The organism is Shewanella denitrificans OS217, assembly GCF_000013765.1.
Classification (GTDB): Bacteria; Pseudomonadota; Gammaproteobacteria; order Enterobacterales; family Shewanellaceae; genus Shewanella; species Shewanella denitrificans.
The window spans coordinates 1,561,509-1,574,895 of sequence record NC_007954.1 but is presented as its reverse complement, the minus strand read 5'-3'; the positions used below and the strand labels follow the sequence as shown (position 1 = coordinate 1,574,895).

Annotated in this window: 14 protein-coding genes; 2 read left to right on the top strand and 12 right to left on the bottom strand. The window is 43.7% G+C overall.

Features of this window, described 5'->3' with window-relative positions; genetic code table 11:
- Window positions 1-300: 300 nt before the first annotated feature.
- Window positions 301-2,133, top strand: coding sequence for a hypothetical protein (locus SDEN_RS07045; RefSeq protein ID WP_011495798.1), 1,833 nt, complete (start codon window positions 301-303; stop codon window positions 2,131-2,133).
- Between the two features lie 12 nt (window positions 2,134-2,145).
- Window positions 2,146-2,445 (top strand): EscU/YscU/HrcU family type III secretion system export apparatus switch protein, encoded by a 300-nt coding sequence (locus tag SDEN_RS07040; RefSeq protein WP_011495797.1) that lies wholly within the window; start codon window positions 2,146-2,148, stop codon window positions 2,443-2,445.
- 99 nt (window positions 2,446-2,544) lie between these two features.
- Here SDEN_RS07040 and SDEN_RS07035 read toward each other — a convergent pair whose 3' ends face one another.
- The 12 genes from SDEN_RS07035 to flhF all read right to left on the bottom strand — a co-directional run bounded on the left by SDEN_RS07035 (window position 2,545) and on the right by flhF (window position 13,375).
- Window positions 2,545-2,943: a DUF2802 domain-containing protein gene (locus SDEN_RS07035; protein ID WP_011495796.1), complete on the bottom strand. Its 399-nt coding sequence runs from the start codon at window positions 2,941-2,943 to the stop codon at window positions 2,545-2,547.
- Window positions 2,944-3,039: 96 nt separating this feature from the next.
- Window positions 3,040-3,534: a chemotaxis protein CheW gene (locus SDEN_RS07030; protein ID WP_011495795.1), complete on the bottom strand. Its 495-nt coding sequence runs from the start codon at window positions 3,532-3,534 to the stop codon at window positions 3,040-3,042.
- A 2-nt stretch (window positions 3,535-3,536) separates the two neighbouring features.
- Window positions 3,537-4,568, bottom strand: a complete 1,032-nt coding sequence (locus SDEN_RS07025) for a chemotaxis protein CheW (RefSeq protein ID WP_011495794.1) — start codon at window positions 4,566-4,568, stop codon at window positions 3,537-3,539.
- A complete protein-coding gene (locus tag SDEN_RS07020) occupies window positions 4,552-5,343 on the bottom strand; it encodes a ParA family protein (protein ID WP_011495793.1) in 792 nt (263 codons plus the stop codon). Before SDEN_RS07020 ends, SDEN_RS07025 begins: the two co-directional genes overlap by 17 nt.
- 30 nt (window positions 5,344-5,373) lie before the next feature.
- Entirely contained in the window at window positions 5,374-5,793 is a 420-nt protein-coding gene (locus SDEN_RS07015) for a hypothetical protein (protein ID WP_011495792.1), read from the bottom strand.
- Window positions 5,794-5,797: 4 nt separating this feature from the next.
- Window positions 5,798-6,964 carry a protein-glutamate methylesterase/protein-glutamine glutaminase gene (locus SDEN_RS07010; RefSeq protein WP_011495791.1) on the bottom strand — a complete coding sequence of 389 codons (1,167 nt, stop codon included), beginning with the start codon at window positions 6,962-6,964 and terminating at the stop codon, window positions 5,798-5,800.
- A gap of 25 nt (window positions 6,965-6,989) precedes the next feature.
- Window positions 6,990-9,194 (bottom strand): chemotaxis protein CheA, encoded by a 2,205-nt coding sequence (locus SDEN_RS07005; RefSeq protein WP_011495790.1) that lies wholly within the window; start codon window positions 9,192-9,194, stop codon window positions 6,990-6,992.
- Between the two features lie 15 nt (window positions 9,195-9,209).
- Window positions 9,210-9,947: a protein phosphatase CheZ gene (locus tag SDEN_RS07000; protein WP_011495789.1), complete on the bottom strand. Its 738-nt coding sequence runs from the start codon at window positions 9,945-9,947 to the stop codon at window positions 9,210-9,212.
- 14 nt (window positions 9,948-9,961) lie between these two features.
- Window positions 9,962-10,345: a chemotaxis response regulator CheY gene (gene cheY, locus SDEN_RS06995; RefSeq protein ID WP_011495788.1), complete on the bottom strand. Its 384-nt coding sequence runs from the start codon at window positions 10,343-10,345 to the stop codon at window positions 9,962-9,964.
- A 43-nt stretch (window positions 10,346-10,388) separates the two neighbouring features.
- Window positions 10,389-11,108 (bottom strand): RNA polymerase sigma factor FliA, encoded by a 720-nt coding sequence (locus SDEN_RS06990; protein WP_011495787.1) that lies wholly within the window; start codon window positions 11,106-11,108, stop codon window positions 10,389-10,391.
- Window positions 11,101-11,982, bottom strand: a complete 882-nt coding sequence (locus SDEN_RS06985; protein WP_041406124.1) for a MinD/ParA family protein — start codon at window positions 11,980-11,982, stop codon at window positions 11,101-11,103. Before SDEN_RS06985 ends, SDEN_RS06990 begins: the two co-directional genes overlap by 8 nt.
- A 4-nt stretch (window positions 11,983-11,986) precedes the next feature.
- Window positions 11,987-13,375 (bottom strand): flagellar biosynthesis protein FlhF, encoded by a 1,389-nt coding sequence (gene flhF, locus SDEN_RS06980; RefSeq protein WP_011495785.1) that lies wholly within the window; start codon window positions 13,373-13,375, stop codon window positions 11,987-11,989.
- Between the last annotated feature and the right edge of the window lie 12 nt (window positions 13,376-13,387).

Below are 13,387 nucleotides of genomic sequence, written 5' to 3'. Positions count from 1 at the left end.
CTTTCGGTCGATAGCAAATTAGCAAGATAAAAAAATATTGTGTCATAATGAACATCATGCCGTACTTGGTATACCTATGCGTAAATCATAGGCATAAAACCAAACGATGAGCTAACACCTATGGTTAAGTTAGCTCAAAGTCTATATTAAGCTTATCTAATTTAGTTGTTTGGCAAGCAAAGCTCTGATGAGTTTGGCATTATACAAATTAAAATTACGATCGAACAGCTTAGAATACTGAGCTTAGGATCAAGATCAATAACTATTTCTTGAACACTTCATTAAAATTAAGAGTTTGTTATGTCTGAGCTTATCCCTAAAACCTTAGTGTCAGCTTTACCACCACAAGCTCAGGTGCAAGCTAAAGTCCATGCTGAGTCAAGTTTATTGCCCGCGACGGTCACTCAAAGCCCCTTAAGTAACACAGATGAAAGTTCGGGCACAGATAAGCAAAGTGCCATTCGACTCGCACTACAAAGTGCACAGTACCCATTAGCCGCACAGAGTAAATTGACCTTAGCTTTGAACCAAAATAGTTCTCAATTGCAAGTGATGCTAAGCAGTGAAGATGCCAAATCCTTAGCTCAGGGCCAAACTCAAGCAAAACTAATTTTACTCGGTCAAAATATTCAAATTTTATTGCCTGACTCACTGCGAGCACTCGCGAATACAAATGGTGTTAGCGATCAACAACTGCAACTGCTTGCGCAAAGAATCCAAGGCTACCCCTTAGGCATAACTCAATCAGAGGGAAAGCAACTTAGCTTTGATAATGGCACCAGCATTAAACTAGACAATAAATTACTGTTACCTAAGGGAGAGTATGTCGCTAATATTGGCATGCAAGGCAAGCAATTAGTGCTTAAATTGACTGCCGTTCAAGGGGAAATCACTGTTCAACTCGCCCCCAAAACACCTGCTAGTGCCCCTGCCAGTAACAGTCAAATTCTGTTAACTAAGAATGAGCCCATTCAAATTCTCACTCAATGGCTTAAAAAACTCGAAAACACCCCATTTATAGTCGCCACTGAGGCTGGAAAAATAGCCAATAGCCCTACACCGGCGCTATCTAAGCAAGCTGAATTAACACTTGGCACTGAAACGTCAACTCAGCAGGGAGTGAAAGCCTCAATAGGGGAAACGAGTACTAACAAGCCAACTGCCGTAACATCGAATATGCTCAAAGCGAGTCAATTGCTCGCTCCCTCTTCCCTAGTGCCTTCTAAAGAAGCGGCTAAACCCATTGACCTTACCAACAGCCAATCAGGGCCCCTGCCTAAAGGCAATGTTGAGCTCGCCCCTATGGACGTTTTACAAAAAGCACTAAGTAAATCTGGGGCTATGCCAGCGGGCACAAAATCATCGGTGAATGAAGTGAATAATGTGGCGAGTCAGTTATTAAAAAGTTTGCCTCAATTGGCGACTATGCCATTATCTCAGTATGCACAACCACAACTACTTCAGTCTCAATTAACCAGCTTCAATACGCTAAACTTGGCCAGCAATCCCTTAACGAGCCAAAGCGCTTTCACTGGCGAAGCTGTCACGACATTGTTTCAACTTTTATTGGGTTTTAAAGCCAGTACTAGTGGGCAAGCGCTATCAAATAAATTAGCTAAGCATTTACAACAGCTCACCTTAGGCATGCAATTAAAGATGACTCAAGGATTACTGGCAGCCTTAGATAAAGGTGCAAGCCTAGATAGTATGGCGCAATTAGCCAGTAGCCTAGTGCTTTATCAACAAGCCAGTATGGATCCAAATCAAAATCCCACTTGGTATTTTGCCCTCCCCTATTCTATCAATCAAAGGGATGAACAATTAGAAGGTAAATTCGAACGAGACGAGGATAATGAGCAAGAGGCAGAATTAACTGGATGGCGTTTACAGCTTAAGTTTAATCTCTCTCAGGGTAGTCTGTTGATCAATGCTCAGAGGCAAGGCAAATTTTTAGGATTAAAGTTTACTGGGAATAATGAGGCGTTATTACAAAGAATTACTCAATTCCAATCCCCGTTAAGTCAAAAGATGGCGCAGATTGGTTTCGAACTCAATGACTTTTCCACCCAAATTGGCACTGTTCCAGCAACCCTATTACCAGGTGATCACTACCTAGTAAAAACTCGCGCATAAGGAAAATGAATCATGACTAGTCGTAAACAAGCTGTTGCTTTAAGTTTTGACGGTAAGAGTGCACCTAAAGTGACTGCCAGTGGTACTGATCTGCTGGCCGAAGAAATCATAGCCTTAGCGGAAAAGGCCGGAGTCCATATTCACCAAGACCCTAATTTAAGCAACTTTTTACAAATGCTGGAACTCGGTGAAGAAGTCCCGAAGGAACTGTATTTATTGATTGCAGAATTAATCGCTTTTATCTATATGTTAGATGGTAAGTTTCCTGAGCAGTGGAATAATTTGCATCAGAAAATTGTTGAAACTGTCTAATCTTTGCCTTGGGTGACTCCAACACAAGATCTGCAAAATTGAGGTTAATAGCTTAACAAACACTACTCGTCATCAAATAAGAGTCTTGTATCGGTACTATTATCTTTTATGTAATCTGAGTAACAGTTCAGCTTCCGCCTTAGGTAGCTCACATTCGCTCATCAACTCCTCAATACCAGCCCCTAAAGACACCATTTTAACCGCCCTAGCATACAGTTTGGCCTGTGGATCGTTATAACTGGCTTCTTCAAGCATCTCAGATTGTTTACCTAGCTTCTTCTCAATCTCGAGGACGCGACGCCCAACCCCAATAGTACCGCTTCTTAGCTCTTGTAATTCACGCTTAACCGCTTCTCTTTGACGGTCGCTCTCTTTGATCAACACAGTGAGCGCATCAACTTTTGTCTTTAATTTACTGGTTCTACGCTGTAAATATAAAATTAACCCTAAGCAAGCCACAACATATGCTAATGCTGCGATTAACAGCTCATCGCCCATCGTAAATCCCTTAATGAATGCCATTATTGACACCCAGCAAATACCAGACAAACAAATGCCAGCAATCATGCTGGCATTCACATAAAAATCAGTGTTCTAGACGTCAGTCAACTCGGCCCATTCTTCATCAGATAATAACTTATCTAAATCAACCAGAATGAGTAGTTCATTGTCTCTATTACTTACGCCTTGAATAAATTTAGCGCTTTCTTCTGTACCCACATTCGGCGCGTTGTCAATTTCAGAACGTCGCAAATAAACCACTTCAGCAACGCTATCGACCATAATACCAATAACTTGTTTCTCTGCTTCGATAATAACGATACGAGTCGAATCATCGACTTCGGCGGAGTTTAACCCGAAACGCGAACGGGTATCGATAACAGTAACTACGCTACCGCGTAAATTAATGATACCCAGTACATAATGAGGCGCACCAGGAACAGGAGCAATTTCTGTATATCGTAACACTTCTTGAACTTGCATTACGTTAATGCCATAGGTTTCATTATCTAATTTAAATGTCACCCACTGTAGTACTGCATCATCTTTACTTGCAGCTACTGCTGCGACTTTTCTTGATTCTGTCATAGTTAACCTCGGTCAATCGAATCCTGACACCCTAAACCTGCATCCAACATTTCAATTAAAGCTTGTACATGCAAAATGCCACACATTTGTTCTTTTACCACGCCTGCAAGCCATGGTCGCTTACCGGGTTTTTCACGCCAATTAACGTGAGATTTATTAATTTTCACCGCATTAACTAGGGATTCGCAAGCAAGCCCCCAATGACTATCTTCTAACAATACAAGATATTGATAATCTATAGATTCAGCAAGCTCTTGTGAATATTTTTCTGGCATAACCCAAGCACAGGTGTCCACCACGTTAAGTTTAGCCTCTCTGTGAGTTTGTACACCTTTAAACCAGCTTGGACGGCCGATTAAATGGCTAATACGATCAATTTTAACTATCCCACCTAAACTTACCAAAGGTACGGCTAAGGTTAATCCTGCTACATTAAAGAATAGTACTTGAAACTCATCATCGAGCACTTCTTGCAGATCTTTTGTAATGCTCGGTGGAACGGAACCAGTTTGAGTCTGCATTTCTGTCACAACTTCAGGTTCAGTCACAGGAAGCTCAGATTCAGGAGCCACTGACTCGGCTTGCATTTTTTTATCGGCAGGGAAAATTATTTCTTTATCTTCCAATACCTTATTTTTATTACTTTCTGGTATCCTTTCTGAATTTTTTGCTGGCGGTTGCAATTTAATCGCCTGACGAATGAGTTCCGCCTTAGCTTTTATCCCTTCCTCTAAGGTCTCCTCCGTGTTGATGCTTGGCTTGGATACCGCTTCGAGCAATTTTTCAAGGGCTTTTTTATCTACATCTCGACTCACTTGAGCAATAGGTTTTGCCTGTATGCTTCTTGAAACCGGACTCGATTCAACTTGAGTAAACAAAACATTAGCATCGGGCGAGCGACTTTGACTCTCCGAAGGCCTAAACGGCTTAGGTTGAGAAAGAGACTTGTCTATAACTGGGAGCGGCGTTTCTGATTTCTCTTTTAATAATAAATCAAAAAAATCAACTACGGCATCATCAACCGACTTTGACATGAGAGAACTCCCCAGCCAAAAGAAAATCTAACAATCTGTCGTAAGCTTTCACCCCACGAGTGTTTGGCGCATAATGAGACGCTGGTACATGGGCAAGACTCGCATCTCTAAATTTAGTATCGACTGGGATCATATCTGGCCACAATGCATTTTTATATTTATCTTGCAGTACTTCTAGGGCTATTGGCGACGCTTTTGTGCGTTTATCATACATTGTAGGTACCACAGAATAACTATAACGAGTTTTCTTTGAGCGCCCCATTAACTCCATGGTTTTTATCATTCTATCTAGCCCTTTTATGGCTAGAAATTCTGTTTGAACCGGAATAATAATATGTTGACTCGCAGCTAATGCATTGACCATCAGCACACCCAGTACGGGAGGACAATCAATAATGGCTACATCATACTTACCTTCTAGCAAATTGATTAAATTCCTCAGCACCAAGCCCATGCCTTCTTGATGGCCAAGAGCCCTATCTAAGGTCGCTAACGCCATAGTCGCTGGAATGAGATCTAACCCTTCTACTTGCGAGTTAATAATATGCGGCATAATAAGCGCTAACGACAATTGCTTATGCGCTAGAAAAATATCATACAAAGAGCCCGGCACAGTTTCGGAGTCTATGCCTAAATAATATCCAAGTGAAGCATGTGGATCGGTATCTATCATCAATACCCGCATACCACGCTTAGCTAACGCGCCAGCTAAACTTGCAACAGAAGTGGTTTTACCAACCCCGCCCTTCTGATTTGCTACAGTCCATACTTTCAAATAACGCCTCTCAACTTTGCCTCAGATAAATTACTGATTGCCTTTAGTTTGGCTCTCATCACGGGTAGTGACTCTGATCCCGCCATGGGGTAATTTTATGACTTTTACCCCATCTTTAGTTTCTGACACTATAACACTGTTCTTCTCGGGCTTTAGGGGTATCGGGTTCGTGTTAGCAGCCTCATGTTCAATCTTGTTGTGCCCATTAACTGGGGATGTTGCGAACATATCGATCAAGGCATTGGTTTGCTTAGGGTGTTTTTCTAGCCAGTCGGCAATTACCACAGCTTGATCATCTGGCACCATAAGTAAGACTTGTGATTGCTTTAATCTACTGACTTCTTCTTTTAATAATGCCATTTTATTGCGTGAATCTAAGTACAGGCTGCCAAACACTAAACACAAGACGGACACGAGAAACAAGCTTAAAACTAATCCTGTACGGCTCATACCCTTAGCCACGACCAGACTCTTTCAATATCGCCTCTGCCATTTGATCTAACGAGATAGAGTGAGTGGATAACCCTGCAACGGCGACAGCCTGAGGCATACCGTATACCACGCAACTTGCCTCATCTTGGGCCCAAATTGTTGAGCCGGATGTTTTAAGCATACGCGCACCTTCACGGCCATCGGCCCCCATCCCCGTTAACACAACTGCCAGCACATCTGCGTTAAAGGCCTTAGAAGCCGAAGCGAAGGTAATATCCACACTTGGCTTGTAATTCATGTCACTACTGCCCGCTAATACTTTAAGGCGGCTTATGCTGCCAGTGCGCTCAACCATCATCTGCATGCCACCAGGCGCTAAGTAGGCACAGCCTGCTTTAAGTTGATCGCCATTTTCAGCCTCTTTAACTTCAATCTGGCACAAGCCATTTAGCCGAGTTGCAAATGCCGGCGTAAATGCAGCGGGCATGTGCTGGATAAGCAAAATAGGATGAGGGTAAGACGCAGGGAATTGTGTCAAAATCTTTTGCAAGGCCACAGGCCCACCGGTTGAGGTGCCAATCAATAAGGCCTTGTATTGCTTACCACTGGCCCGTATTGCTGAGGCTGGCGTACTGACAGTTGGGCTATTTCTTGATGCTGATGACGCTAACCCCGATGCTGGGCTTCTACCTAAGGTTGACGACCCCAACGTTGGGCTTGTGCTGGATAACCCAGCTCGAGCAGACGCTGGTACTGCTGTAGCTCCAGCTCGAGATAGTGGTTTGTAAATACGCCGACGACCGAGCTCGCGGATCCGCTGTTGCAGTAAGCGAATAGCTTCATCTTTATTGGTCGCTATATCTTCAAAACGTTTTGGTAGAAAATCCAAGGCACCAGCGTCTAACGCATCTAAGGTTGCTTTAGCACCATCATGAGTCAATGATGAAAACATCAGTATAGGAATTGGATTGTTGGCCATAATTTCACGGACAGCGGTAATGCCGTCCATAACAGGCATTTCAATATCCATAGTGATCACATGAGGTTTCAATTCTGCCGCCATTTTGACGGCTTCTTTGCCATTAACGGCAACGCCTATCACTTCTAACTCAGGATCTTGATTAACAATCTCACTGACTCTACGACGGAAAAAGCTTGAATCATCAACAACTAAAACTTGTATGGTCATTTAATTCCTTAACACTCTAATACGCTTACTGCTTCGAGCTTACATAGTGCTTTAACAGCCCAGGAACATCTAATATTAACGCGATACCGCCATCAGATGTAATCGTCGCTCCCGCCATCCCCGGCGTGCCCTGCAGCATAGAACCTAACGGCTTGATGACAACTTCTTCCTGACCAATCAATGCATCCACCACAAAGCCAATTTGACGGGTACCTAGTTGAACGATGACGACATGGCCTTGCTTCTTATCACCATGCTTTAACTTGGTTTTATGACGATGCAACCACTGCTCTAAATAAAACAAGGGAACAGCTTTATTGCGCACGATAACCGTCAGTTGGCCATCGACAATATTGGTTTTAGTTAAGTCTAAATGGAAAATTTCATTAACACTGGATAACGGCAAGGCAAACACTTGCTTAGCGACGTCTACCATTAAGGTTGGCATTATGGCTAGCGTTAAGGGAACTTTGATTTCGAGTATGGTGCCCTTGCCCTTCATTGAGTCAATATGCACAGTACCATTGAGTTGGTTAATCCGGGTTTTCACCACGTCCATTCCAACACCACGTCCCGAGATATCCGATATTTCAACTTTGGTGGAGAATCCTGGGGCAAAAATCAAGTTATAGGCTTCACTATCAGACATTCTTGCTGCAGAGTCTTCATCAAGCACGCCTCGAGAAATGGCTATTTCCTTGAGTTTTACAGGATCCATACCGGCGCCATCATCTTCAATTTTCAATAAGATGTGATCGCCTTCCTGACTTGCTGACAAGGTGATAGTACCAGTACGTGATTTACCCGTTGCTTCACGAGTAAGAGGCATTTCAATACCGTGATCGACAGAGTTTCTCACTAAGTGGACCAAGGGATCCGCTAACGCCTCAACCAGGTTTTTATCAAGGTCAGTCTCTTCGCCCACCATGATGAGATCAATTTCTTTATTGAGTGTTCGAGCTAAATCTCGAACCACTCGGGGGAAACGGCCAAACACCTTCTTAATAGGCTGCATGCGGGTTTTCATCACCGCACCTTGTAAGTCAGCCGTCACCAAATCTAAATTCGCCAAGGCTTTCGTCATGGCTTCATCTTCGCGGGTAATGCCTAAGCTCACTAAGCGATTGCGCACTAATACTAGCTCACCGACCATGTTCATGATCTGATCAAGCCTTGCAGTATCAACACGTACTGTAGTTTCACCTTGAGGCACCGCCGAGGCTTTTGCCGGCATTTTAGCTTCGTCAATGACCTTAGGCTCTGGGGCTTTAACTACAGGTGTTGGCGCAGGTTTTACGGCTTCAACTTTTGCTGCAGCAACAGGAGCCGCAGGCTTAGGAGGCGTTGGGGGCGCAGCTTTAGCAACTGGAGCCGCCGGTTTTTCAACAGATGCCCCGCCACTGCCTTTACCATGCAATTCATCGAGAAGACGCTCAAATTCATCATCGGTAATATCATCTGAATTTGCCGTGCTAGCAGTGACCTCTGGCGCTTTAGGAGTTGGAGCAGTGGCTTTAACCTCAGTTTGATTACCTGAACCGTGCAACTCATCAAGGAGTCGCTCAAACTCATCATCAGTGATTTCATCACTGGCGACATCAGCATTGCCAACTGGGGCAGTACTTGATGTGGGCGCCGATGAGCTGCCACTAGGGCCATGTAAGGCATCTAAGAGGGCTTCGAACTCGCTTTCATCTATTTCATCAATCGTGTCACTTTGAGTCGATTCAACACTAACATTCTCAACGTCTTCGACCAATTCGGCTTCAGATTCAAGCTCTGGTTCTTCATAGACTGCTTCAGCAACGTCTTCAACACCCGTCATTTCTGAAGGCAATGGAGCACCAGAACTCAGCAGCTTTAGCTTTCCAAGAAGTTCAGCATCAACAGGATCTTGGTTTTCCCCTTGCTGAGTCTGACTAAACATCATGTTAATCGCATCTACGGCTTGGAGGATGATATCCATCAGCTCTGCGTTAACACTACGTTTACCTGTGCGAAGAAGGTCAAAGGTATTTTCTGCCTCATGGCAAACCGCAACCATGGGATTAAGGCTCAAGAAACCCGCACCGCCTTTAACGGTATGGAAGCCCCTAAAAATAGCATTTAGTAGATCAGTGTCATCAGGATTATTTTCAAGAGCAACAAGCTGCTCCGATAGAAGCTCTAAAATCTCACCAGCTTCTACCAAAAAGTCCTGGAGTATCTCTTCATCAACATCAAAGGACATTAAATTGACTCCTAATTAGAAACCCAGACTCGATAGCAGATCATCAACTTCATCCTGACCTGTAACCACGTCTTCACGTAATTCAGCGTTCATTATCGGTCCTTCAGCTTCTATCTTATTCTTTTCAGCGACAGGAGTGCTTTCGATAGCAGTGTCACCAAATACTGTGAGCATGGACACTAGGTTATTTTCCACTTCCCTAACTAAATCAATGACCCTGCGGATCATCTGTCCAGTTAAATCTTGGAAATCTTGTGCCATCAGTACTTCATTCAAGAGTTCACGTAGTCGATTTGAATCATGCTGACTATGAGACATTAAACTCTGTACATCATGACAAAGGCCTTTAAATTCATCTAAGGCAATATCACGACGCATCAACTTTTCCCATTTTGGGGAAACTGAATGAATATTGATAATAATGCTATCGGCCAAAGGGATGCATTCTTCAACCGCATCCATGGTTTTATTTGCAGCTTGTTCAGTCATCTCAATAACATAGTTTAGTCTTTCCTTGGCATCTGGTATTTCTGTATTGGCCAATTCAACTAATCTGTTATCGACTTGAAAATCCATTAATGCACTATGAAGCTGCCGAGTTAACTTACCGACCTCTTCAAAGAGTTCACGTTGCAAAGGCCCCGCGAGCTCTCTAATGACATCATCTGCCGAACTTTGATCACCCGCCTCAAGCAATGTAACAAGTTGCTGGGCTTGTTCGAGGGTTATAAGCCCCGATAATTTTGCCTGCATGACTTAATCCTTGCTTATGCGAGTCGCTCAAAGATCTTATCTAGCTTTTCTTTAAGAGTTGCTGCGGTAAATGGCTTAACAACATAACCATTTACCCCGGCTTGTGCTGCTGCGATAATCTGCTCACGCTTAGCTTCTGCAGTTACCATAAGAACGGGTAAATGCTTCAACGAATCATCTGCACGTATCGCTTTGAGAAGATCGATACCCTGCATCCCCGGCATGTTCCAATCAGTGACGACAAAATCGAAGTCACCTCTTTGCAACATAGGTAGGGCTGTAGAGCCATCATCTGCTTCTTGGGTATTGTTAAATCCCAAGTCTCGCAACAAGTTCTTGATGATACGTCTCATTGTTGAGAAATCGTCAACAATAAGAATCTTCATATTCTTGTCCAAGGTTTCCTCCGGTGAGCTGACACTCGTTTTGCTCTATTAATAATTATGTTTGTGTCCAATGCTTGAGTTTTGCTTTTAATCTAAGCATAGCCTGACTTAATATCTGACTAACCCTAGATTCGCTCACCTCAAGTATGGCGCCAATTTCTTTTAAATTCAGTGCTTCATCATAGTAAAGCGATAACACTAAAGCATCTCTTTCTGGCAATGTTTTAATTGCTTCAACCAGCGCTGATTGGAATTGAGTTTCAACTAATTCATCAAAGGATTCATCCATTGACGTTTCTTCGGTAATAATCACATCCTGTGATACACCCAGATCTTCTATGCCTATGATTTTTCCAACAGAAACATCATTTAAGATATGATGGTACTCATCGAGCGACATATCAAGTTTTTCTGCAATTTCTGTGTCACGAGCATCTCTTCCAAAGTGTTGTTCTAGCTCATCAATCACCTGAGCCACGCGCCTTTGATTGCGATGCACTGAGCGTGGAACCCAGTCTCCTCGGCGAATTTCATCAATCATGGCACCACGAATTCGAATACCAGCGAAGGTTTCAAACTTAGCGCCCTTGGTACCATCAAATTTTGACGCCGCTTCCAGCAGTCCCATCATTCCAGCTTGTAATAAGTCATCAAGTTGTACAGATGCTGGAAGCCGTGCAAGCATATGATGAGCAATTTTTTTCACCAACGGAGCATACTGTTCAATAACGGACGACTTATCATCGAACTGAGTATACGCTGCGGCTTTATTCACTCACTCTATCCTCTTGTACTTCTTTACGCTGAACTAAACGCTCAACAAAGAATTCTAAATGACCACCTGGCTGTTGCGGTACAGGCCAAGTCATCACCTTGTTGGCCAAACCATGATAAGCAATAGCTGAAGGTGACTTTGGAAATGCTTCGATGACAAGTTTTTGTTTACGAACCGCTTTACGTAAATTTTCATCAAATGGTACTGTTGCGACTAATTCTAGAGCAACATCCAAAAATCTGTCAGTAACTTTACTGAGTTTAGCAAATAATTCCATGCCTTCCCGCAAACTTCTCACCATATTGGCCACAATTTTAAAACGGAACACGCCATGCTCACGGCTTAAAATCTTAATTAAAGCATAGGCATCGGTAATTGATGTCGGTTCATCACAAACAACAACGACCACATCTTGCGCCGCCCGAGAGAAACTCAGCACCATGTCAGAAATACCAGCGGCTGTATCGACAATTAAAATATCGAATTGAGTACGCATTTCACTAAATGCACGGATAAGCCCCGCATGCTGCGCTGGCGTTAGCTCAACCATTGACTGAGAGCCTGACGTCGCGGGGACTATGCCAATCCCTTTTGGACCGCGAACAATAATATCGTCAAGCTCGGCTTCACCTTTTAACACATGGGATAAATTTCGTTCGGCTCGAATACCTAACATGACATCGACGTTTGCCAAACCTAAGTCGGCATCGAGTACTAGTACTCTTTTGCCTTTTTCAGCAAGCGCTACAGCCGTGTTAATTGAAACGCTAGTTTTACCCACGCCTCCTTTGCCACCTGTTACGGCGATTACTTTTACTTTATCGTTATATGGTTGATTCATCATACGTAAACCACTTGCTTGATCTCGGGTCATATCTTTACTCGAATGCATAGGCCATGTCATTTGACCACGCCGTGTCTTTTGTCGATTGTAGTTCAGTTTCGTTCATAGCAGCTAGTGCTTGTTTGGCTAATACTAAGGTATCTGCCACTTTCATGTCTTCTGGAACCCTTTGGCCATCAGTCACATAACTTAAAGGCAGTTCATTTTGAATTAACACACTCAATGCTCCGGCAATGGATACCGATTCATCCAGTTTAGTCAGCACAACCCCTGATAAAGGAATGCGTTTAAAATGGGTCACCGCGTCTTGTAGTACTCGGCGTTGGCCTGTAGCGGAAAGAACCAAGTAGCTGCGAATAGGAATTTTGCTATTGGCAGTCAGATTATCAAGCTGCTGATAGAGGCGCATATCACGCTGCCCCATACCAGCTGTATCAATTAATACTAGCTTGCGATTCCTAAACTGATAAATAATTTGTTCTAATTCAGCAAGATCATGAGCCTGCTTAACAGGGCACCCCATTATTTTGCCATAGGTTGCTAGCTGTTCGAAAGCCCCTATACGATAATGATCTGTGGTAATGAGCGCGACTTGCTCTGGACCATGCTGAGCTGCAAATCTGGCCGCCAGCTTGGCCAAGGATGTTGTTTTCCCGACTCCAGTAGGCCCGACAAAGGCAACAACCCCACCGCGCCTAACTATATCATCACCTTGATTATCAAGAAGATTAGCTAAAGTCTGAGGCAGTGCACGTACTAAATCCACTGGGGTGTAATGCTGACTTAATCCAGCAAGCTTAGCAGCGATTGGGGCTGAAAACTCAGCGGCCAATAGCTTACTTTCAAGCATAGCACCCATAGGGTCGGTGCGTTTTTTCTGATCTTTCATCAACGCGGACACTTGATGAGTCAGCAAGTTTCGCAGCGACGCCATTTCATCTTTAAGTGCATCGAAGTCCGCTTGGTTGTGCTTGCTGTGCTTCTGGGGAGTATCAGACAAAGACGCCTGATGCTGAAAGTTAGCCACAGGCTTTGGCTTTTTTGAAGCCTCTAATTGTCTAGCCCACTCCGGCAGTTCAGGTTCATTATTCTGAGATGCCATTTGCTGCTTTAATCTAGAATGCTGTTTCTCTAGTAACGCTTGTAAAGAATCAGCCGCCGGTGGCGGGTTTAATTTAGTCTCGGCCTTAATGGCAGGTTTAGCCCCTAGGGACACTCTGTCTTCGCTCACGTCCATAAAACCTGGGACTGGGGTGTTCACCTTAGCGCTCACTTTGGGCTCATCATAATCCACTGCAGCGACTATTTCGATGCCGCCTGTCACTTTTTTATTGGACATGATGACGGCATCAGAGCCTAAGGTGTCTTTGACTTGAGCTAATGCTGCGCGCATATCTTTGGCAAAAAATCGTTTAATTTTCACTTATGCACCCTC

Excerpts from the sequence above, each read along its gene's own strand:
- SDEN_RS07005 (WP_011495790.1), bottom strand. The coding sequence starts at position 9,194 with ATGTCCTTTGATGTTGATGAAGAGATACTCCAGGACTTTTTGGTAGAA.
- SDEN_RS07015 (WP_011495792.1), bottom strand. The coding sequence starts at position 5,793 with ATGAGCCGTACAGGATTAGTTTTAAGCTTGTTTCTCGTGTCCGTCTTG.
- SDEN_RS07045 (WP_011495798.1), top strand. The coding sequence starts at position 301 with ATGTCTGAGCTTATCCCTAAAACCTTAGTGTCAGCTTTACCACCACAA.
- SDEN_RS07025 (WP_011495794.1), bottom strand. The coding sequence starts at position 4,568 with ATGTCAAAGTCGGTTGATGATGCCGTAGTTGATTTTTTTGATTTATTA.
- SDEN_RS06985 (WP_041406124.1), bottom strand. The coding sequence starts at position 11,982 with ATGACCCGAGATCAAGCAAGTGGTTTACGTATGATGAATCAACCATAT.
- SDEN_RS07030 (WP_011495795.1), bottom strand. The coding sequence starts at position 3,534 with ATGACAGAATCAAGAAAAGTCGCAGCAGTAGCTGCAAGTAAAGATGAT.
- SDEN_RS07010 (WP_011495791.1), bottom strand. The coding sequence starts at position 6,964 with ATGACCATACAAGTTTTAGTTGTTGATGATTCAAGCTTTTTCCGTCGT.
- SDEN_RS07000 (WP_011495789.1), bottom strand. The coding sequence starts at position 9,947 with ATGCAGGCAAAATTATCGGGGCTTATAACCCTCGAACAAGCCCAGCAA.
- SDEN_RS07035 (WP_011495796.1), bottom strand. The coding sequence starts at position 2,943 with ATGGGCGATGAGCTGTTAATCGCAGCATTAGCATATGTTGTGGCTTGC.
- SDEN_RS07040 (WP_011495797.1), top strand. The coding sequence starts at position 2,146 with ATGACTAGTCGTAAACAAGCTGTTGCTTTAAGTTTTGACGGTAAGAGT.